This window comes from Chitinophaga sp. HK235 (assembly GCF_018255755.1).
GTDB lineage: Bacteria > Bacteroidota > Bacteroidia > Chitinophagales > Chitinophagaceae > Chitinophaga.
In genome coordinates this window covers 6,189,447-6,207,484 of the sequence record NZ_CP073766.1, presented here as the reverse complement: position 1 = coordinate 6,207,484, position 18,038 = coordinate 6,189,447, and the positions used below count along the sequence as shown (strand labels likewise).

The following is an 18,038-nucleotide window of genomic DNA, read 5'->3' as shown; positions in this document are numbered from 1 at the left end:
CGGAGATCAGCATAACACTGATCTCCGCTTTTTTAATATTTAATGACCCAATGGCCAAATAGCCAAATTATTTCTGTCTTTGGGCAAATTCTGCCTTCGCACTTTCCAGATACTGGATAAATGCTTCCGCATCTTCTTTCGGATCGTACCCATAACCTTTATTCACCAGCGCATTCCCCTGCAGGTCTACCGGAATATAGTAAGGCTGTGAATTGCGTTTGAAATGAGTGGCCTCCAGGTCCAGGTTTTTCTGGCCTACGTTTTTGATCTTGCTGCCGTCGAATTTGGAAACATACTGCTCTGCTTCAGGCAGGGATGTCTTTTCGTCGGTGTAGAGGGAAGCTACAATAAAATCATTGCGCAGGATCTTCATCACTTTCGGATTAGACAGCACGGATTTTTCGAACTTACGGCAGTTAACGCAGGTATGTCCGGTAAAGTCGAGCATCAGCGGTTTGTTGGCCGCTTTGGCTGCTGCCAGCGCTTCTTCGTAATCAAAGAATACGTTTTCCACACCCGGGATTTCAGAATGCAGCAGACCAACCAGCTTTTTAGGCTTGATGGTATTGGCATTGCTGGTGTTTCCACCACCGCCGCCACCGCTTTCCAGGGAGGCTTGTATATCTACCAGAGATTTGTTCAGGTTGAAGTCCTGTGATCCTTCGTGTGGCAGGAATCCGCTGATACCTTTCAGTGGAGCGCCCCACATACCAGGAACCATATACACTACAAAGGTAAAGGTGGCAATCGCAAAACAGAGACGGGTTACAGTGAGGTAAGGTACATCGCTGTCATGGCTGAATTTCAGTTTCCCGATCAGATACAGGGTAAGCAACGCGAAGATGGCGATCCACAGCGCCAGGAATATTTCCCTGTCCAGCAGGTTCCAGTGGTAGGCCATGTCTACGTTGGACAGGAACTTGAGCGCCAGCGCCAGTTCCACGAAACCGAGGGTTACTTTCACCGCATTCAGCCAGCCGCCGGACTTACCGATCTTGTTCAGCAGGCTGGGGAACAGCGCGAACAGAGAGAACGGAATGGCCAGAGCCAGGGAGAACCCGAACATACCGACCAGCGGACCGGTGTTGCCACCTTTCGCCGCCAGTACCAGCAGGTTACCCAGAATAGGACCGGTGCAGGAGAAAGATACGATAGCCAGGGTAAGCGCCATAAAGAAAATACCCATAAAGCTGCCCATACCTGCCCTGGAGTCGGACACGTTGGCCCAGGAGCTGGGCAGGGAGATCTCAAAAGCTCCCAGGAAAGAAAAGGCAAACAACAGGAAGATCACGAAGAAGATCATGTTGGCAATACCATTGCTGGCGAGGGAGTTGAGCGCACTGGCACCAAATACTTTGGTGATAAGGAAGCCCAGTAAAGTATAAATAACGATGATAGACAGTGAATAGGTGAACGCATTTTTGATGCCTTCAGCCCTTGTTTTACTGCGTTTGGTAAAGAAGCTTACGGTGATGGGGATCATGGAGAACACGCAGGGCGTGATCAGCGCGATAAAACCACCGCCAAAGCTGGCCAGGAATATCCACAGCAGGGATTTGTTGGAAGCGTCATCTTCGGCTACGCCACCACTGGCTGCGGCACCTTCTGCAGCAGGAGCAGCAGTGGTATTGCCGGCAGCAGCAGCTGGTGCTACCGCTACATCAAAAGCTGTTTCCTCCGGCAATACTTCTTCTCCTTTCAGGACCATATAGTTGATATTGCCCCTGATTTTGCCGGAAGCAGGCGTGCCTTTGATATCGGCTACCAGTTCCACTTCATTTTCAAAATATTTGATGTCCAGGTTGTCGAACAGCGGTTCTTTGCGCTGCTGGAGCTTACCTTGCTCTGTAACAGTTCCCAGGGTGAGTTTGGCGGTACTATCGGGCACAATGCGGGTGTTGGGATCGTCGTTGCCCATGGTGGTGGAAAACAGCAGCCATCCCTTTTCTATCGTTGCCTTGGCATGGAGTACATATTCCTGGTCGTTTTTCTTCTCAGCGGAAAATTCCCATTTTACTGGCTTAGGACTTTGTTCCTGCGCGTTTGCGCTGAAGGCAAACAAAGCAAAAACCGGTATCAGGAATGAAAGCAAATGCTTCATATAGTCAATAGGCTTTAAATAATATACAGGAGATTAAACGACAACGAGTTCCTTTTGGAGGAACTCGTTCATCGTATAAGACATATTTTTGGTTACCGTGTGCAAACTTATTTTCCTCCCACACTTACCGCAAATTCCACTTCTTTAGGAGGCAGACACTGATGGTCGTCGCATACCATGAACTCTACAGAGCCTTTCACTTTGGTAGCTGCTTTACCTTTTACGGTCACTTTCTGAACGAAGTTCACGGTGTTTTCGTAGTATTTCAGTTCAGAATTGAAGTTTTTGTCGAAGGATTTGTGCAGTTTACCTACTTCAGTCACTTTACCGGAGGTAGCAGCCAGCGGGTTTTTAGTGAATTTGAAGGAAGTAGGCACAGGACCTTCCCCTGCTTCCTGGGCGTATAAATGCCAGCCGTTTTCAATGGTAGCTGTTGCATGCACCTCATAAGTGGTGGCGTTTACCTTTTTGGAGGTAAAGCTCCATTTAACCGGATTTTCGATCTGAGCGCTTGCCAGAATAGGCAGGGCGAACAATGCCAGTGCTGTTAATAATTTTTTCATGCTTTTCTTTTTAATTGGTTGGTTGATTGATACTAGTTGTTATTGATCAGACTCTGGAAGATGAGCTGTCCGTCGAGATTACCGAGCCCCTGGCTGGTAGCTCTTTCCGGGTGAGGCATCATTCCAAATACGTTTCTTTCTTTATTACAAATGCCAGCGATATTACGGATGGCTCCGTTAGGGTTAGCGGTGTCAATAATATTGCCAAACTCGTCGCAGTAGCGGAAGAGGATCTGGTTGTTTTTTTCCAGTTCGTCCAGCGTGGCGTCATCTGCATAAAAACGACCTTCACCATGTGCCACCGGGATCATCAGTGGTCTGCCGGTAACGTCTTTTGTGAGGGAGGCCGCATTGTTTTCGCTTTTCAGGAAAACGTTTTTGCATACAAACTGCTGGTTTTCATTTCTCAACAGTACACCTGGAAGCAGTCCGGCCTCGCACAGTACCTGGAAACCATTACATACACCAATCACACGACCGCCTTTTTGGGCGAATTCAATCACACTCTGCATCATGGGACTGAACCTGGCGATAGCGCCGCAACGCAGGTAATCACCATAGGAAAAACCACCTGGTAATATAATACAATCTTCTGTGCTGAATGCGCTCAGGTCTTTATCCTTATGCCACAGTTCTATTACTTCCTGCCCCAGATCATTGCGCAGGGAATCAATCATATCGTGATCACAGTTAGAACCCGGAAAGGTGACAACACCAAATTTCATCTGAAAATGTTTTGTGTTTATATGTAAATAATGCTTTATAAATTAGATTTCCCGTCTTTCACATGAATATAATGCTACATATCAAAGCTGTCAGGAAAAGACAAAATTACTTTTCCCTACGCAATTTTCCATTGCCGCTCATCCCGTTTTAACAAAATACTGAAGGTCAATTGGTTTTAAAAAAGCGGTATTAGCTGAAATACTGCATCACGATCATATACGCCAGTACAATAAAATGGACGACGTTGGCGAAAGTTTCATTGGAGATAGACCAGAATACATTACCGGCAAACATAGCTACCGGCAAAACAGCCAGCACCCAGTAGGCAGGAGAAAATTCCACATTAAAGAAGGGGACCATCACCGCCACCAGCACATAAATGATCAGTACCGCCCATATTTTACGTCCCTGGATCAGCATTTTTTTCAGCGGACGCTGCAGCAGCAGCCATCCCAGCGCAAAAAACAGCAGACAGGCAATCATCGCGCCCCACACCTTGTAATTGGTGATCATCGGCAGGGAAAGCCCTATATTAGGAATCTTGCGCAGCAGCGCCATCTGGTTTGTCAGAAACAGGTAAGTGCCCATCAGGTATAACGGACAGATAAGCCCCAAAATGGCAATAATCCATTCGGCCAGCCGGAAGGCACGCATGATCAGCATGCTGACCAGCAGCAACAAACAGAAAATAACAGCCGGGAAATAAAACAACCCGCAAACACCCAGTGCAAAACCAATATTAAACACCACATCCCTGGCGGAAGTCCGTGTATACAGCTCCGTTATACTCGAAAACACCCACAACATGATCACATTCACCAGCAGCGCCGGCGAAAAGGTATTCCAGCTCTGTAACAGTGATGTAAACAGCAGGAAACACATGGCCGGCAGATAGGTAGGCTTGGGAAAAAGCCGGTGGTGATTGATGATTTTGGTCAGCAGCAACGACTGCAGCAAAATCAGCAGGATAGCCAGCGATGTAAAAAAGAACGGGCTGTTGCCCATCAGCATATGCAGCCACTTTACGAGCAGATCATACAAAAGCCCCTCTGAACCGTCTGCCATGTAAGCAGCAGGATGCAACAGATAGTAGAACTTAACCAGTAATGTGTAAATCAGCAACAGCAATACCGTAAGCGGATTGCCTGAACGGAAAAAACGTATCACAGTGCAAAGGTGTGATTAAAAGTCAATTTTAGCAAAGCAAATATAGTTCCTATATACACACGGAACCAACACCGTCCGGGCACTGATTTGTTTACCGTACCGGGGCATCCAGGTGAAACCCTTGTCCAGGTTGCGTAAAGTAGGCATACGCGTTACTTTTCCTCCGGGTGCCAGGCTTACATCTGTCAGCATATAATTACGCCTGTCCAGCTCATTGTACAGAAAACGCAACTCACTGCCTATATTCACCATCAGGTAAGACAGATACAGGTCGGCATTATCATCAAACTGGCTCTTACGGACAAAATTGTTCCACTGCAGATTGCCCTCCTCGTCGAAAGACAATACGGCCACGTTATCATAGTGATAACGCACTCCCTGGGAATTATTCCAGTACCAGGGATTGTAATACATCGGAGAATACGGAGAGTAGTAATAAGGGGAATAGTACATACCGCCATAAGGGCTGCCGTACATATAATTCCAGCGGTTCCAGGGCTGGTAGCGGGAAGAAGTGTAAAATGCTTCTGCCGTCAGCAGGAACCCGCCATTGGCGGTATTGATAATGCGGCGTATGAAATAGTCGTTGAAAGCGCTGGAAGTACTGGACTCCCCGCGTGCGGCCATTTTCAGGTCGTTGGAAAACACCACGGATTTCTCGTACAGGGGTTTGTTGCCCTGATAATCGAACTTATACAGGTACATACCTTCCACATTGCCTCGTTTCTGTTTGTAATAGAAAGCGGTGACCAATGCGGTATGCTTGTTATTATCCAGTTTCATTTTCACTTCATCGAGCAACTGACCTTTGAATCCCATGGCTGATACTTCGAAGCTGTCTACCAGTGCTCTCTTCATCACCATGCTGCCACTCACCACATAATCGCGGTTGGAGGTACGTTCCAGTTTATTGAATACGAGATCGCCTTCATTGGTAAGGCTAAAGTTGCTAAGGAACTGTTTCCTGCCGGCCATCGGGAGAGAGAGGCGGCTGTTATTCACCAGTGCCATGGCGCTGTCGTACAGGAAGGTATAAAACACGTTGTTGTCTTCCTTATCCTGGTTGATCTTATACACCATGATCCGGCGTTTATCTTCGGATATCTCTACCGAATACACTTTATTTTCCTTGGAATACATGCCGATACGGGTAGAATCGATCATGATGGGTGCATCATTGAATTTTGCATCCGGCGACATGGTGGCACAGAAGCTATATACGGCATCTTTGCGCTGAAACTGATAGATCATCAGCACTCTGTCGGGGTAGGCCACAAAGTCCATGCTGATCACTTTCCTGGGGAGGAAGTCCAGTTTTACACGGTCTTTCAGCTGCATTTCACCATCATACACAGACACGGAAAAATCTCCCCGGTCGGTCTTATACACAAGTATATTACCGCCCACTTTACCTATGATTTCAAACTCAGTGCTTTTGTAATCATCTTTTTCGGGTTCGGAATAGGAAATTTTCTGTGCTACTGCTGTCCCGCCGGCAAAAAGCAGCAACAGAAGGAGTTGGATCCGGTATAGCATGTGCATACTCTAATGAAGTTTCGATAATGCTGATGATGAAAATGGTAGATAATGCGAACAAACGCATCATCTCCAAACTTACACTAAAAATCAGAAATTAATACGGCAAATTACACGATGTAAGTCCTGACTTTACTTAAATACCAAAAGGCGGGATTTATTGTGTATTTTTAATAAAATATTTTTAAACGCAGATATACCTGATGGAGACCGTTATGATAACCGGCGGCACGGGACTGGTAGGAACGGCATTGACCCGTATGTTACTGGAACGTGGCTATAAAGTGATCATCCTCACCAGAAAACCGGAAAAGGGCCCCAATAAGGCAGTAAGTTACGCCAGCTGGGACGTGAACGCACAAACGCTGGACGTAGATGCCTTGCAACAGGCTGACTATATCGTACACCTGGCAGGTGCCAATGTAGGTGAAAAAAGATGGACCGCTTCGCGGAAACAGGAGATCGCAGACAGCCGTACCCAAAGCAGTGAACTTATAGTCAAAGCCTTACAGACCCACCCCAACAAAGTAAAAAAAGTAATCAGTGCTTCAGCCACCGGTTATTACGGGGAATCGAAAGACCATCCATTTACAGAGACAGACCCACCGGCTACTGACTTTCTGGGCAGTACCACACTGGCCTGGGAAAGAAGCATTGCTCCGGTTGAAGGACTCGGCAAAAAACTGGTCATCTTCCGTACCGGCATTGCATTGAGCAGGGAAGGCGGCGCCTTGAAAGAGTTCTACAAACCGCTGAAGTTCGGCTTTGCCACCATCCTGGGTTCAGGCGATCAGTATATCAGCTGGATTCATATACAGGACCTGGTAAGGCTCTACTTCAACGCTATTGTAAACGACCAACTGGAAGGCACTTATAACGCGGTGGCCCCCAATCCTGTTACACATAAAGAGCTGATACTCACCATGGCTCATGCAGCCAAGGGTCGCAGTTTTGTTACCAGTTATGTACCGGCCTTTGCCCTGAAGCTGGCATTGGGAGAGATGAGTATTGAAGTATTAAAAAGTGTGAACGTGTCTTCGCGCAAGATACAGGATACCGGTTTTCAGTTTTCCTACCCTACCGTAAAAGAAGCCATGGAACAGCTATTCAAGTAGTTTTACCATGGCTGCTGCTTTCAGCAGACATTCCTCCCACTCCAGTTGCGGATTGCTATAAAAGGTAATGGCCGAACCGGTCTGGAAGGAGAGGTAGCGGCGGGAGGCATTGTAGATCATGCTACGGATCACCACATTAAAATCAAAATCTCCTTCAGGCGTAATATATCCTACCGCTCCGGAATACAGTCCACGGCGGCTTTGCTCGTATTCTTCAATCAGCTGCATCACCCTTATTTTGGGGGCGCCTGTCATGGAGCCCATGGGGAAGGTGTGTTTCAGTATGGCTGTAAGTGGAGTACCAGGGGCTATTTCGGCGGCCACGGTGGATATCATCTGGTGTACCTGGGCAAATGAGTAGATGCCGCAGAGTTCTTTCACAGTAACGCTGCCACGTACAGCGGTATGCGACAAGTCGTTACGTACCAGGTCTACCACCATGATGTTTTCTGCTCTTTCTTTGGGGTTGTTGCGCAGTGCTTCCTGCAGCTGCAGATCAAGGACAGGGTCCGGATCTTTTCTGCTGGTGCCTTTAATAGGCTGTGAGATAACGGTGGTACCGGTTTTTTGCAGGTAACGCTCCGGGCTGGAGCTGATGAGATAACGGTCATGCAGGCGGTAATAAGCCGCAAAGGGAGCCGGCGAAAGTGCATTTAACTGCGTAAATAACGCAGGCGGATATACGCAGGCATCTTCCATAAAATTCTCCCGGCAGAAGTTCACCTCATAACAATCACCGCGCAGGATATGTGCCTGCAGTCCTTTTACAGCGTGGATATACTGTGTGTGGTCCAGCCTTGCCTGAAGGGGCGTGAGCTGGGGTGCTGCCGGCGCTACAACGTCAACGGGCATACGAAGACAGTCCTGGTATATGGCCAGGGCGTCTGCTGCGGAAAAATGGATCCCTCCGATATGAACCTGGTTGTTTTGGAGCTGCATCACAACCCTTGGCTGAAAAAAGAACATATCCGGAAAACCGGTGCCGTCGGGGTTATCAGACCGGAGTCCTGGTGCTGTTTCGTTTTTGAGGTCGTAGGCCAGGTGCCCGAAGAGCCAGTCCTGACAGGAGGCATAAAACTGTTCCAGTGCAGGGAAGGCGTTGCCGGCATTTACTTCGAGGGATTGCAGGACATCGGCTGCCAGTAAGGCTTCGAAACGATGATGAAGGTCGGGATAATTATTATTGTCCAATAAACAACAAATGTTGAACTGGTTTGCCCAATTCAACATTTGTTGTTTAAATATTTTCTGATCATCGACCGGAAAAGTGTGAAATATTCTGATAATAATCGCTTTTAATCCTTAAAAATCATCATCGTCATCATCAAAGCGATCATTGAACAGATCCATGTCTTTGAAGTCGTCGTCCAGGCCCAGGTCGTCGTCATCATCCGCCTTTTTGCTACCGGCAGGACGGCCACGTTTACCTTTTGATTTAGGCATGTCAAACTCTTCAAAGTCCGGGTCATAATCCTCATCTTCGCCTTTCTCCCAAGCGTCAGCATCATCCGTATCATCATAATCGTCGTCATCATCATCTTCGTCCTCATCGTCGCCTTTACGTTTGGATTTGGAAGCTGACTTATCTGATTTTTTAGAGGGCTTCTTAGATGTAGTTTCCTCATCTTCTCCGTCCTCATCATCATCATCGTCATCCACCTCTTTCTTAGGCTTTTCCGCAGCTTTGGGAGCGTCTTTTGCAGTCTTAGGAGAAGTAGTTTTTTTCGTCTCTTTCTCTTTATCAGATTTTGATTTCATAATAGGTTCGCTTAATTTCTTTGCCGTAAAGTTTTAACAGTTTTTTTGATTAGCCAAATTTTTTTTGCCGTTTTTTTTCCTTAATTTTTATGATTTAGCGCTCAAGAATCTGGTCGCGTCCCGGCCCGTTGGAGACGTATTTCACGGGTACTCCCAGATACTTGTCTACTGCTTCTACAAAAGCTTTCATTTCAACAGGTAACTCATTGAATTGCTTGCATGTAGCAGTCTTATCGCTCCATCCATTGAAGGACTCCCATACCGGCTTAATGTCCAAACCATTCAGTTGGAAAGGCAGTTGTTTGGTTTGTTGGCCATCGATATCGTAAGCAGTGCAAGCCAGCACTTCATCAAATTCATCCAGTACATCGCTTTTGGTCATTACCAGCTGGGTAACACCACTCAGCATGCAGGTATAGTTCAGTGCAACCAGGTCAATCCAGCCACAGCGGCGGGGACGGCCCGTTACAGCGCCAAACTCATGACCGGCAGTACGCAGTTTTTCACCGGTAGCATCATGCAGTTCAGTTGGGAATGGTCCACTACCAACACGGGTGCAGTAAGCTTTGGTAACACCAATTACTTCGCGGATCCATTTGGGGGCAATCCCCAGGCCAGTGCATACACCGGCAGAGATCGTGTTGGAAGAAGTAACAAACGGATAAGTACCAAAATCAACATCGAGCATGCTTCCCTGCGCACCTTCAGCCAGCACTTTTTTACCGGCTTTCAGCTGGTCATTCAGGAAATATTCACCACTCACAATATTCATTTTCTGCAGGAATGGAATGGCTTCGAAAAACTCTTTTTCCCACACTGCAATATCTTCTGCCAGTCCTTCTACCTGATACTGAGACAGCATCTGCAGGTGTTTCTGCTTCAGTTTTTCGTACAGTTCCTTGAAATCTGGAGAGATTACATCGCCCACACGCAGGCCGTTTCTGCCTGTTTTATCCATATATGCAGGACCGATACCTTTCAGAGTAGAACCGATCTTTTCGGAACCTTTGGATATCTCGGAAGCCTTGTCCAGCGCACGGTGCGTAGGAACAATGATATGTGTTTTTTCCGCAATAAAAAGGTTTTTTGTCAGGTCAATGCCCAGCGCAGCGATATCTTCACTCTCTTTTTTGAAAGCGACAGGATCCAGCACCACACCGTTGCCAATGAGGTTAATGGTCTTATCATGGAACACACCGGAAGGGATAGTGCGTAAAACTACTTTCTGACCGTTTACATAGAGCGTATGACCAGCATTCGGTCCACCCTGAAAACGAGCGATTACGTCGTACTTGCCGGCAAAATAGTCCACAATTTTACCTTTGCCTTCGTCGCCCCATTGCAGGCCTAACAAAACGTCTACCATAATGATTTAATTAATTATCGGAGGTTGCTTTTAAAAGAAGTGGCAAAATTAAGCTGAAATACTACAAAATCAAACTTCAAATTTCTTGTTAAAGACACTAAGGGGGTTCCGGCAAAGATATAAGCCGGCAAAGCACCTCAGCACATCACGCGTTACAGCGCAGCAAAACGCGCAAAAGTAAATCCTTTGCGCGCTTCACTGTCTTGCTATTTGCAAGCCCCCCTTTTACGGAAAACTTTATAATTGCGATTCTTCCAGTCGTTGTACAGATTGTATGCCATCCAGCTTTTTAAGCCGTTCTACCAACTCATCCAGCTCTTCCTTATCATGTACATATACTTTGATCAGCCCCTCAAAAAGGCCCTCTTTAGACTCAATACTGAGGGCAGAGATATTAATTTTCAGTTCACCGGAGATGATATTGGTGATTTTGTGGATAACACCCACATCATCCATTCCGATGATCCGTAAACCGGTCAGGAAGGAGATCTCCCTGTTTTTAACCCATTTGGTTTTTACCACCCTGTGGCCGTAGTTGGCCAGCAGCTGGGCAGCATTGGGGCAATTGGTACGGTGAATCTTGAGGCCTTCACTGGCTGTGATAAAGCCAAACACGTCATCGCCCGGAATAGGACGGCAGCAGTTGGCCAGCTTGTAGGCAATCTTATCAGAACTTTCCCCGAAGATGATCAGCTCTGCATCTTTTTTGGAAGGCAGCTGATGTTTGACATGTTCTTCCGGCTGATGTTCCTGTTGTTTGGCCGGTTTGGGCTGTTCCAGCTTGTCGCCCAGGAGGGAAAACTGTTTCAGCTCTTTCAGGTCGATGTTCTTAACCGCGATCTGGTAGTAGAGGTCCAGTGGTGACGGCTGTTTATAGAACTGGACCAGCTCGTTGATATTGTGCTGACTGGCAGTGATTTTCATATGGTCCAGCTTGCGTTCCAGCGCAGCTTTACCATCCATGGCCACTTTCCTTTTTTCTTCCTTCAGCGCGTCCTTGATTTTGGACTTGGCTTTCGCTGTCAGTACAAAGTTGAGCCAGTCTTCCGACGGTTTCTGTTTGTTGGAAGTAATGATTTCCACCTGGTCTCCGCTGCGCAGCTTATGGCTGAGTGGTACCAGCTTGTAGTTGACTTTAGCACCGATACACTTGTTACCTACAGCACTGTGGATGGCATAGGCAAAGTCCAGCGCGGTGGAGTTGACCGGTAATATTTTCAGGTCGCCTTTTGGCGTATATACATAGATCTCTTCAGTGAAGAGGTTGCTTTTAAAATCGGCCAGGAAGTCCAGTGTATTGGAATCCGGGTTGTTGAGGATTTCCCTTATCTGGGTAAACCACTGATCAAATTTAGACTCCTGTTGCGGGTTCTGGGCACCTTCCTTATAGCGCCAGTGAGCGGCCACCCCTTTTTCGGCGTAGTCGTTCATACGTTTGGAGCGTATCTGTACTTCCACCCATTTACCATTGGGGCCCATTACAGTCACGTGCAGGGCTTCGTACCCATTGGATTTGGGGTTACTGAGCCAGTCGCGGGTACGTTCGGGGCTGGGGTGATAGAAGTCGGTGATGATGGAATACACCTTCCAGCAATCTGCCTTTTCCTTGTCCAGGGGTGAATCCAGGATGATACGGATGGCAAAGAGGTCATATACTTCTTCAAAGGCTACGCCTTTTGTTTTGATCTTATTGTGGATGGAGTGGATCGATTTAGGGCGACCGTAGATTTCGAAAGTGAAACCTTCTTCCTGTAATACCTCCTTGATGGGTTTGATAAACTCATTGATATAACGGGTACGCTCGCGTTTGGTCTCCTTAAGACGTTTGGCGATTTCACGGTAGGTTTGTTGTTCCGTGTATTTCATCGCCAGGTCTTCCATCTCGGACTTGATATTATAAAGTCCCAGGCGGTGGGCCAACGGCGCGTAGATGAACACCGTTTCGGAGGCTATTTTCAGCTGTTTCTCCCGGCTCATGCTGTCGAGGGTACGCATGTTATGCAGCCTGTCTGCCAGCTTAATGAGTATTACCCGGGGATCATCTGCCAGGGTGAGCAGTATTTTCTTGAAGTTTTCAGCCTGTGCTGTGCTGGTATTAGAGTCGATGACGGTGGATATTTTGGTAAGGCCGTCCACGATATGGGCTATTTCGTTACCAAATTCGCGGGACACATCTTCCAGCGTCACTTCTGTATCTTCCACCGTATCGTGCAACAAGGCACATATAGCCGAGCGTACGCCCAGCCCTATTTCTTCCACACATATCTGTGCTACTGCCAGCGGATGCAGGATATAAGGTTCGCCTGATTTCCGGCGCATTTCCTTATGTGCGTCCGCTGCCATTTCAAAAGCAGTACGTACCAGCTCCCGGTCGCCTTTTTTCAAACGGGGTTTTAGCGCTCTTAATAAAGCGCGGTAATGCCGGACGATTTCTTTTTTTTCCTGCTCTTCGTCGAGGTTATATTTTTGAACTGCCGCTGTTTCCATTGGGCATAAAGTTACGATTTAATATAATCTGAAAGAAACAGCGGCCGGGAAGGAAAAGCGGGCGCTGGCAAAACTGCTTCCCGGGTACAGTGCAGAGAAGTTCACAAGATTTTTACACAGCAACAAAATAAGCACGCAAAGGTGTAAAAGTGGAAAAGACTTATCACTTACAGGTAAAAGTATATAAGCAATTAAGTCAATATAACCTTTCACAGCTTTGGTGCTTACGGGGTTTAATCCCTTGCGTTCTTTTGCGTAACCGGGTTATTGGATAGCTGTATTGCTCAGTGGAATGGTAATTTTCTGCAGTGTGAAATCTTTCGGGACATTGAGGCGCATGCCTACGTTAAAGATGGTTTCCAGGGTAAGTCTGGGTTCCAGCTTTATCTGTTTGCGGATTTTGCCGATAAAGACATCCATGCTGCGGCTGGAGGTGACATCGTCGCGTCCCCAGAGTTTCATCAGCAGTTCATCTTTTTTGATGATGATATTGGGGCGGTTGAGGAAATAGCGCAGCAGCTTGGCTTCTGTGGGGGAGAAAGTAGCGACATATGCAGTCTGGTTGTCTTTGGGATATACTTTCATTTTGCGGTAGTTGAAGGTATGTTCACCTACCACATGCCCGATGAGGAGTTCTGATTTGGGGGGGCGGGTCCATTTCAGGAATGCCTTGACCCTTCTTTGCAACTCCAGCAGGCTGAATGGTTTTACGATATACCCGTCTGCCCCTAGTCGGAAGCCGTCCAGGCGGTCGGCGTCCATGGTTTTTTCAGCTGACAGGAAAAAAATGGGTACCAGCGTGTTTTTGCTGCGTACTTCCTTGGCCAGCTGAAAGCCGTTTTTCTTCGGCATCACGATATCCAGTAACAATAAATCGTAGCGTTTCTTTTGAAATTCTGCCCAGGCATCTTCACCGTCCACACAATGCTCAACCTGGTAACCAATACTTTCCAGGTTTCTTTTGACGATTTCGCCGAGTGCCTTATCATCTTCCGCAAGCAGAATACGGGGGTTCTTATTCACTTGGGTTTGCATGTTCATAGTCAAGCTTTTTGGACATTCTATCTATAAAACAAAAAACAGGCTGCCGCGGGTTAGAGACAGCCTGTTTTTCTTATTCACGCGAACGAATACTGTATTCACATCATATTCACATCTTTTCCACAGCTCCGATACGGATTGCCACCGCGTAAATCCAGGCCTGCTGACGCAGCTTTTCAGGTATACTTACGGTTACAGTATCCCCTACGGTTTTCCACCCCAGCTTACCGGAAGCGCCCAGCAACTGCATAGCCGCACCCCTGGCCGGTTTAAGGCCCTTAAATGTAATTGTGGCCGGCAGCTTTTCCTGGTCGTCCAGCAGGTAGATCGCATATACGCTGCCATCCTTTTTCCGGGTAAAACATACTTTTCCGTCTTTATAAGGCGCTACAGCCCGGGTACCGTAAATAGCAGCACCATTCACTTTTATCCACTCCCCGATACCTTTCATAGTAGTATAGGCCGCTTCATGCAGCTCTCCATCGGGGCCGGGACCAACGTTCAGCAGGTAGTTGCCCCCTTTGGCCACGATATCCACCAGATTATGGATAAGTGTGCCTACCGGCTTGTATTTGTCATTCGGCACATAGGACCAGGAACCGCCCATCGTCATACAGGTCTCCCAGGGATAAGACAGTGGCTTATCAGGGATCTGCTGCTCAGGGGTACGGTAGTTTTCATACGGCCCGTGTACACTGCGGTCTACCACGATCAGGCCTGGCTGATGGCTCCGGGCCATTTTGGCAATTTTGCCCATGTCGATATCCTGGTCCTGTGGGGGTGTTTTGCTCCAGGAAAGGGATTCTTGGGTCTGCTGACGCAAAGGTCTCACCCAGCCGCCATCCAGCCAGAGGATCTCCAGTTTGCCGTAACCGGTCATCAGCTCTTCGATCTGATTGTAGGTATACTGCTTGAACTGATTCCATCTTTCAGGATATTTTTTCACATCATAGTTCACATTACGGTCGCGGGGCGGGAAATAATTCCACCAGTAGGCATCGGAATGCCAGTCAGGCTTGGAAAAATAGGTGCCCGCATGAATACCTTCCTTACGGAAAGCTTCAAACACCTCTTTGGCAATATTGGCCCGTGGATTTTTGCTGAAAGCCGCATCAGGAGCGGTCACGCGGTAATCTGTCTGTCTGGTATCAAACATACAGTAACCATCGTGATGCTTGGTGGTAAACACCAGGTATTTCATACCTGCTTCCCTGGCTGCTTTTGCCCACTTTTCAGGAGCAAAATGTGTAGGATTGAACGTTTTTCCCAGCGCCTCATACTTTTGCAGGTATTCAAAATAAGACATTTTGGGGTTATGGGCGGTCCACCCTTCATCTTCCGGGCAGATACTCCATGACTCCACCACACCCCACTGGGAATATGGGCCCCAGTGAATGATCATACCAAATTTCCAGTCCTGCCACTCATCCAGTTTCTGCACTACAGCCGGATCTGTTTCCGGCACATAAGGCAATTCTTCTGTTTGTGCACTGGCCGCATTTATTGTCAGCCATGCACAACCCAATGCCATCCATAATTTTCTCATAATCAATTTTTATAAGTATCTACCAAAGAGGTTACTTTCAATGCAGCCCTGATGGCTGCCGGATTACGTTTTGTATATATCCTGATGGTCTTGTTTTCGCCAGGCAGCAGATCAAAATAATTCTCTTCAAACCTTTCTTCCGGCGTAGCATTGTCCAGCTGTAAATAAACATTTCTCGCCAGTTTCTCCGCTTTAACAGTCATATACAACACGTTATCCTGCACCGGCTGCTTCCCGAATGTTACCGCAACAGACGGCTCCTCCAGGGCCATCTCCTTCGCAGACACAAAATAAAAGATATTCCTCTTGATAATCTTATCGTCAATTCGCAGTTGTGCATAGCATATTACCTCAGCAGGATTCCTTCCCTTTAAAATAGCAGCTGTATCCACTGCAAACACTTTACTGCTGGTATTGGCTTTTATACTGATATTCTTTAACGTTTGCTGCCACAACGGGTGACCGGAAAGGTCGGTGGCTATCAGCTCCAGATCCCCCTTTTTGTCTTTGTTTTCATCCGATACCAGCCATACTCCCAGCTGTTTGTTTTCTACCAGACCGGATACCAGCAATGGTGAGAAAGCATCTTTCACATAATACTGCAACGCTTTCCAGCGGCCGTAATAATCCCGGCCAGACCAGGAAGGACCGGGCCAGCAGTCATTCAACTGCCAGTACAAAGTACCCATGCAATAAGGCATAGCCCTGCGATGCGCTTCTATCGCCACTTTCATGCCCTCCGCCTGCAGCACCTGACTCAGGTATACAAAAGAAGGGAAGTCTTTGGGTGCACGGTAATAATGCAGCATATAAGTTTTAATGGCAGTATTACCTTTCGCCGGACTTTTCTGATGCGCCTGCATCACATTGGAAAAAATATCGTAATCGGCTTTGGTCGCAAAACTGTCGATGGTGGCCATTTCGGGGAATGACTGAAAACCGTATTCACTCATAAACCGCGGTATATGTGTGTTAAACGCCTCAAACCATTCCATACCATGCCATACGCCCCAGTAGTGGTTATCGCCTTTGGTAAAATCTTCTTTTTTGCCCCAGTTGCTGATAGGAGAAGAATGAAAATAAAACCTGCCCGGATCATTTTCTTTTACCACGGCGGGTAGCAGCTCTTTAAACAACTGCTCATATCCTTGTTGCAGACTCGCCCATTGTGCATCTGTATAAGCATAACCGCTCTGCCAGCCCCAGTTTTTAATCGCCACGGCCACTTCATTGTTGCCACACCACAAAGCCAGCGAAGGATGGTTACGCAAGCGTTTTATCGTATATGCTGCCTCCTGCTTCACATTGGCCAGAAACGCCGTATCAGCCGGATACAGGGTGCAGGCAAACATAAAATCCTGCCATACCAAAATACCATTAGCATCTGCCAGTGCATAAAACAGGTCATCTTCATAAATACCTCCCCCCCAAACACGCACCATATTAAAATGGCTGGACTGCATATCTTCAAACAGCTGCCGGTACTTCTTTTCAGAAACCCTCGGCAGAAAATTATCCTGCGGAATATAATTGGCTCCTTTCATAAAAACCGGGCGGCCATTGACTTTCACGTAAAAGCTTTCACCCAGGCTATCCGGTTTGTTCACCACTTCAATTGTACGGAGTCCTATTAACTGATGATCTGCAGCCAATACAGTGTTTTTGTCGAGCAGTTCAGCAGACATCGTGTAACGGGTAGGATCGCCCAAACCTGCCGGCCACCATAGTTTCGGCTGTTTGATTTGTACCGGTACCTGTATGGTATTAGTGCCTTTTTGCAGCGTCACTACTTTGGTGATGGTTTCCCGTCTGGCTCCCGGCAGGGCAGTGGAGAGCTTCAGGTTGTAAGTGCCGGCTGTTACCGTTTCCAGCGTGAGCACTGCATTCAGGGCAGCTTTAGCGGCGTTCAGCTGTTGCTGTTGCCACCATATATCCCGAATGATCGCTTTATTCCATTTTTTCAGGTATACCGGTTTCCATATGCCGGCAGTCACCAGACGCGGGCCCCAGTCCCAGCCATAATGATACGGCGCTTTACGGGCGTATACACTGAGTGGAATATCACTGGCATCATTGCCTGCCGGATAGATCACCTGATCCTTCAGAAACTGTGGCATATCATGTTTAATCGGACTTTCGAACAGTACCCGCAATTCATTTTCGCCTTCATGCAGCCACTGTTTTACATTCACCACCTGTTCTACAAACATGTTGGCCGATTGTAATACCAGGTGCCCGTTCACATATACAGACGCATAGGTGTCCAGCCCCTTGAAGTCCAGTTCCAGTACCTCATATTGCAGATCACTGGCAGTCAGCTTCCATCTTTTGCGATATTGCCAGTCTTTTTTATCGACCCACTGCACCGCTTTTTCATTGGTGCCTACAAAAGGATCGGGTATCAGTTGCAGCGCCAGGAGGTCAGTATGTACCGTGCCGGGAACAGTCGCCGGCCGCCATATCCCTTCATCCACACGAGAGAATTCCCATCCTGAAACCAGTGTATCAGCAACGGTCTCCGCCGCATAAATCGATTTAGTAAAACAGGTTAAAAAAAAGATCGATACCAGCCATCGACCCCATCTATTACATTCCATGACTTGATTTTTCTAGCAGTTCCAAAAATAACATT

The 18,038-nt window shown here is 47.4% G+C and carries 13 protein-coding genes; 1 reads left to right on the top strand and 12 read right to left on the bottom strand.

The window, feature by feature from the left end; translation table 11 throughout:
- Nucleotides 1-67 precede the first annotated feature (67 nt).
- The 5 genes from KD145_RS23560 to KD145_RS23540 all read right to left on the bottom strand — a co-directional run bounded on the left by KD145_RS23560 (nucleotide 68) and on the right by KD145_RS23540 (nucleotide 6,099).
- Complete coding sequence (locus KD145_RS23560) at nucleotides 68-2,101, bottom strand: protein-disulfide reductase DsbD (RefSeq protein ID WP_212002221.1); 2,034 nt, start codon at nucleotides 2,099-2,101, stop codon at nucleotides 68-70.
- Nucleotides 2,102-2,208: 107 nt separating this feature from the next.
- Nucleotides 2,209-2,664, bottom strand: a complete 456-nt coding sequence (locus KD145_RS23555; RefSeq protein ID WP_212002218.1) for a protein-disulfide reductase DsbD domain-containing protein — start codon at nucleotides 2,662-2,664, stop codon at nucleotides 2,209-2,211.
- Between the two features lie 32 nt (nucleotides 2,665-2,696).
- Nucleotides 2,697-3,389, bottom strand: coding sequence for a phosphoribosylformylglycinamidine synthase subunit PurQ (gene purQ / locus KD145_RS23550; RefSeq protein WP_212002213.1), 693 nt, complete (start codon nucleotides 3,387-3,389; stop codon nucleotides 2,697-2,699).
- Nucleotides 3,390-3,579: 190 nt separating this feature from the next.
- Nucleotides 3,580-4,557, bottom strand: a complete 978-nt coding sequence (locus KD145_RS23545; RefSeq protein ID WP_212002207.1) for a hypothetical protein — start codon at nucleotides 4,555-4,557, stop codon at nucleotides 3,580-3,582.
- Between the two features lie 15 nt (nucleotides 4,558-4,572).
- On the bottom strand, nucleotides 4,573-6,099 hold the full coding sequence (locus KD145_RS23540) for a hypothetical protein (RefSeq protein WP_212002202.1): 1,527 nt from the start codon (nucleotides 6,097-6,099) through the stop codon (nucleotides 4,573-4,575).
- 197 nt (nucleotides 6,100-6,296) lie between these two features.
- Here KD145_RS23540 and KD145_RS23535 point away from each other — a divergent pair, with 197 nt between their 5' ends.
- A complete protein-coding gene (locus tag KD145_RS23535; RefSeq protein ID WP_212002198.1) occupies nucleotides 6,297-7,208 on the top strand; it encodes a TIGR01777 family oxidoreductase in 912 nt (303 codons plus the stop codon).
- On the opposite strand, the gene KD145_RS23530 is transcribed toward KD145_RS23535, so the two are convergent.
- From KD145_RS23530 to KD145_RS23500, 7 genes are all read right to left on the bottom strand, one after another.
- The gene (locus tag KD145_RS23530; RefSeq protein ID WP_212002193.1) at nucleotides 7,197-8,438 is read right to left on the bottom strand and encodes an anthranilate synthase component I family protein; all 1,242 of its coding nucleotides are present in this window, start codon (nucleotides 8,436-8,438) and stop codon (nucleotides 7,197-7,199) included. The two genes, KD145_RS23535 and KD145_RS23530, sit on opposite strands and share 12 nt — an antisense overlap.
- A 72-nt stretch (nucleotides 8,439-8,510) precedes the next feature.
- Nucleotides 8,511-8,966 carry a hypothetical protein gene (locus KD145_RS23525; RefSeq protein WP_212002190.1) on the bottom strand — a complete coding sequence of 152 codons (456 nt, stop codon included), beginning with the start codon at nucleotides 8,964-8,966 and terminating at the stop codon, nucleotides 8,511-8,513.
- Nucleotides 8,967-9,060: 94 nt separating this feature from the next.
- Nucleotides 9,061-10,332 carry an adenylosuccinate synthase gene (locus tag KD145_RS23520; RefSeq protein WP_212002185.1) on the bottom strand — a complete coding sequence of 424 codons (1,272 nt, stop codon included), beginning with the start codon at nucleotides 10,330-10,332 and terminating at the stop codon, nucleotides 9,061-9,063.
- Nucleotides 10,333-10,569: 237 nt separating this feature from the next.
- The gene (locus KD145_RS23515) at nucleotides 10,570-12,819 is read right to left on the bottom strand and encodes a bifunctional (p)ppGpp synthetase/guanosine-3',5'-bis(diphosphate) 3'-pyrophosphohydrolase (protein WP_212002180.1); all 2,250 of its coding nucleotides are present in this window, start codon (nucleotides 12,817-12,819) and stop codon (nucleotides 10,570-10,572) included.
- 264 nt (nucleotides 12,820-13,083) lie between these two features.
- A complete protein-coding gene (locus tag KD145_RS23510) occupies nucleotides 13,084-13,860 on the bottom strand; it encodes a response regulator transcription factor (protein ID WP_212002176.1) in 777 nt (258 codons plus the stop codon).
- Between the two features lie 109 nt (nucleotides 13,861-13,969).
- Nucleotides 13,970-15,406: an alpha-L-fucosidase gene (locus KD145_RS23505; protein WP_212002171.1), complete on the bottom strand. Its 1,437-nt coding sequence runs from the start codon at nucleotides 15,404-15,406 to the stop codon at nucleotides 13,970-13,972.
- A gap of 2 nt (nucleotides 15,407-15,408) precedes the next feature.
- Complete coding sequence (locus tag KD145_RS23500; protein ID WP_212002167.1) at nucleotides 15,409-18,003, bottom strand: glycoside hydrolase family 2 protein; 2,595 nt, start codon at nucleotides 18,001-18,003, stop codon at nucleotides 15,409-15,411.
- Between the last annotated feature and the right edge of the window lie 35 nt (nucleotides 18,004-18,038).

Bases quoted from the DNA above. Each gene is read 5' to 3' on its own strand.
- purQ (WP_212002213.1), bottom strand. From the start codon at position 3,389: ATGAAATTTGGTGTTGTCACCTTTCCGGGTTCTAACTGTGATCACGAT.
- KD145_RS23560 (WP_212002221.1), bottom strand. From the start codon at position 2,101: ATGAAGCATTTGCTTTCATTCCTGATACCGGTTTTTGCTTTGTTTGCC.
- KD145_RS23540 (WP_212002202.1), bottom strand. From the start codon at position 6,099: ATGCACATGCTATACCGGATCCAACTCCTTCTGTTGCTGCTTTTTGCC.
- KD145_RS23500 (WP_212002167.1), bottom strand. From the start codon at position 18,003: ATGGAATGTAATAGATGGGGTCGATGGCTGGTATCGATCTTTTTTTTA.
- KD145_RS23530 (WP_212002193.1), bottom strand. From the start codon at position 8,438: ATGTTGAATTGGGCAAACCAGTTCAACATTTGTTGTTTATTGGACAAT.
- KD145_RS23520 (WP_212002185.1), bottom strand. From the start codon at position 10,332: ATGGTAGACGTTTTGTTAGGCCTGCAATGGGGCGACGAAGGCAAAGGT.
- KD145_RS23505 (WP_212002171.1), bottom strand. From the start codon at position 15,406: ATGAGAAAATTATGGATGGCATTGGGTTGTGCATGGCTGACAATAAAT.
- KD145_RS23555 (WP_212002218.1), bottom strand. From the start codon at position 2,664: ATGAAAAAATTATTAACAGCACTGGCATTGTTCGCCCTGCCTATTCTG.
- KD145_RS23510 (WP_212002176.1), bottom strand. From the start codon at position 13,860: ATGAACATGCAAACCCAAGTGAATAAGAACCCCCGTATTCTGCTTGCG.
- KD145_RS23525 (WP_212002190.1), bottom strand. From the start codon at position 8,966: ATGAAATCAAAATCTGATAAAGAGAAAGAGACGAAAAAAACTACTTCT.
- KD145_RS23535 (WP_212002198.1), top strand. From the start codon at position 6,297: ATGGAGACCGTTATGATAACCGGCGGCACGGGACTGGTAGGAACGGCA.
- KD145_RS23515 (WP_212002180.1), bottom strand. From the start codon at position 12,819: ATGGAAACAGCGGCAGTTCAAAAATATAACCTCGACGAAGAGCAGGAA.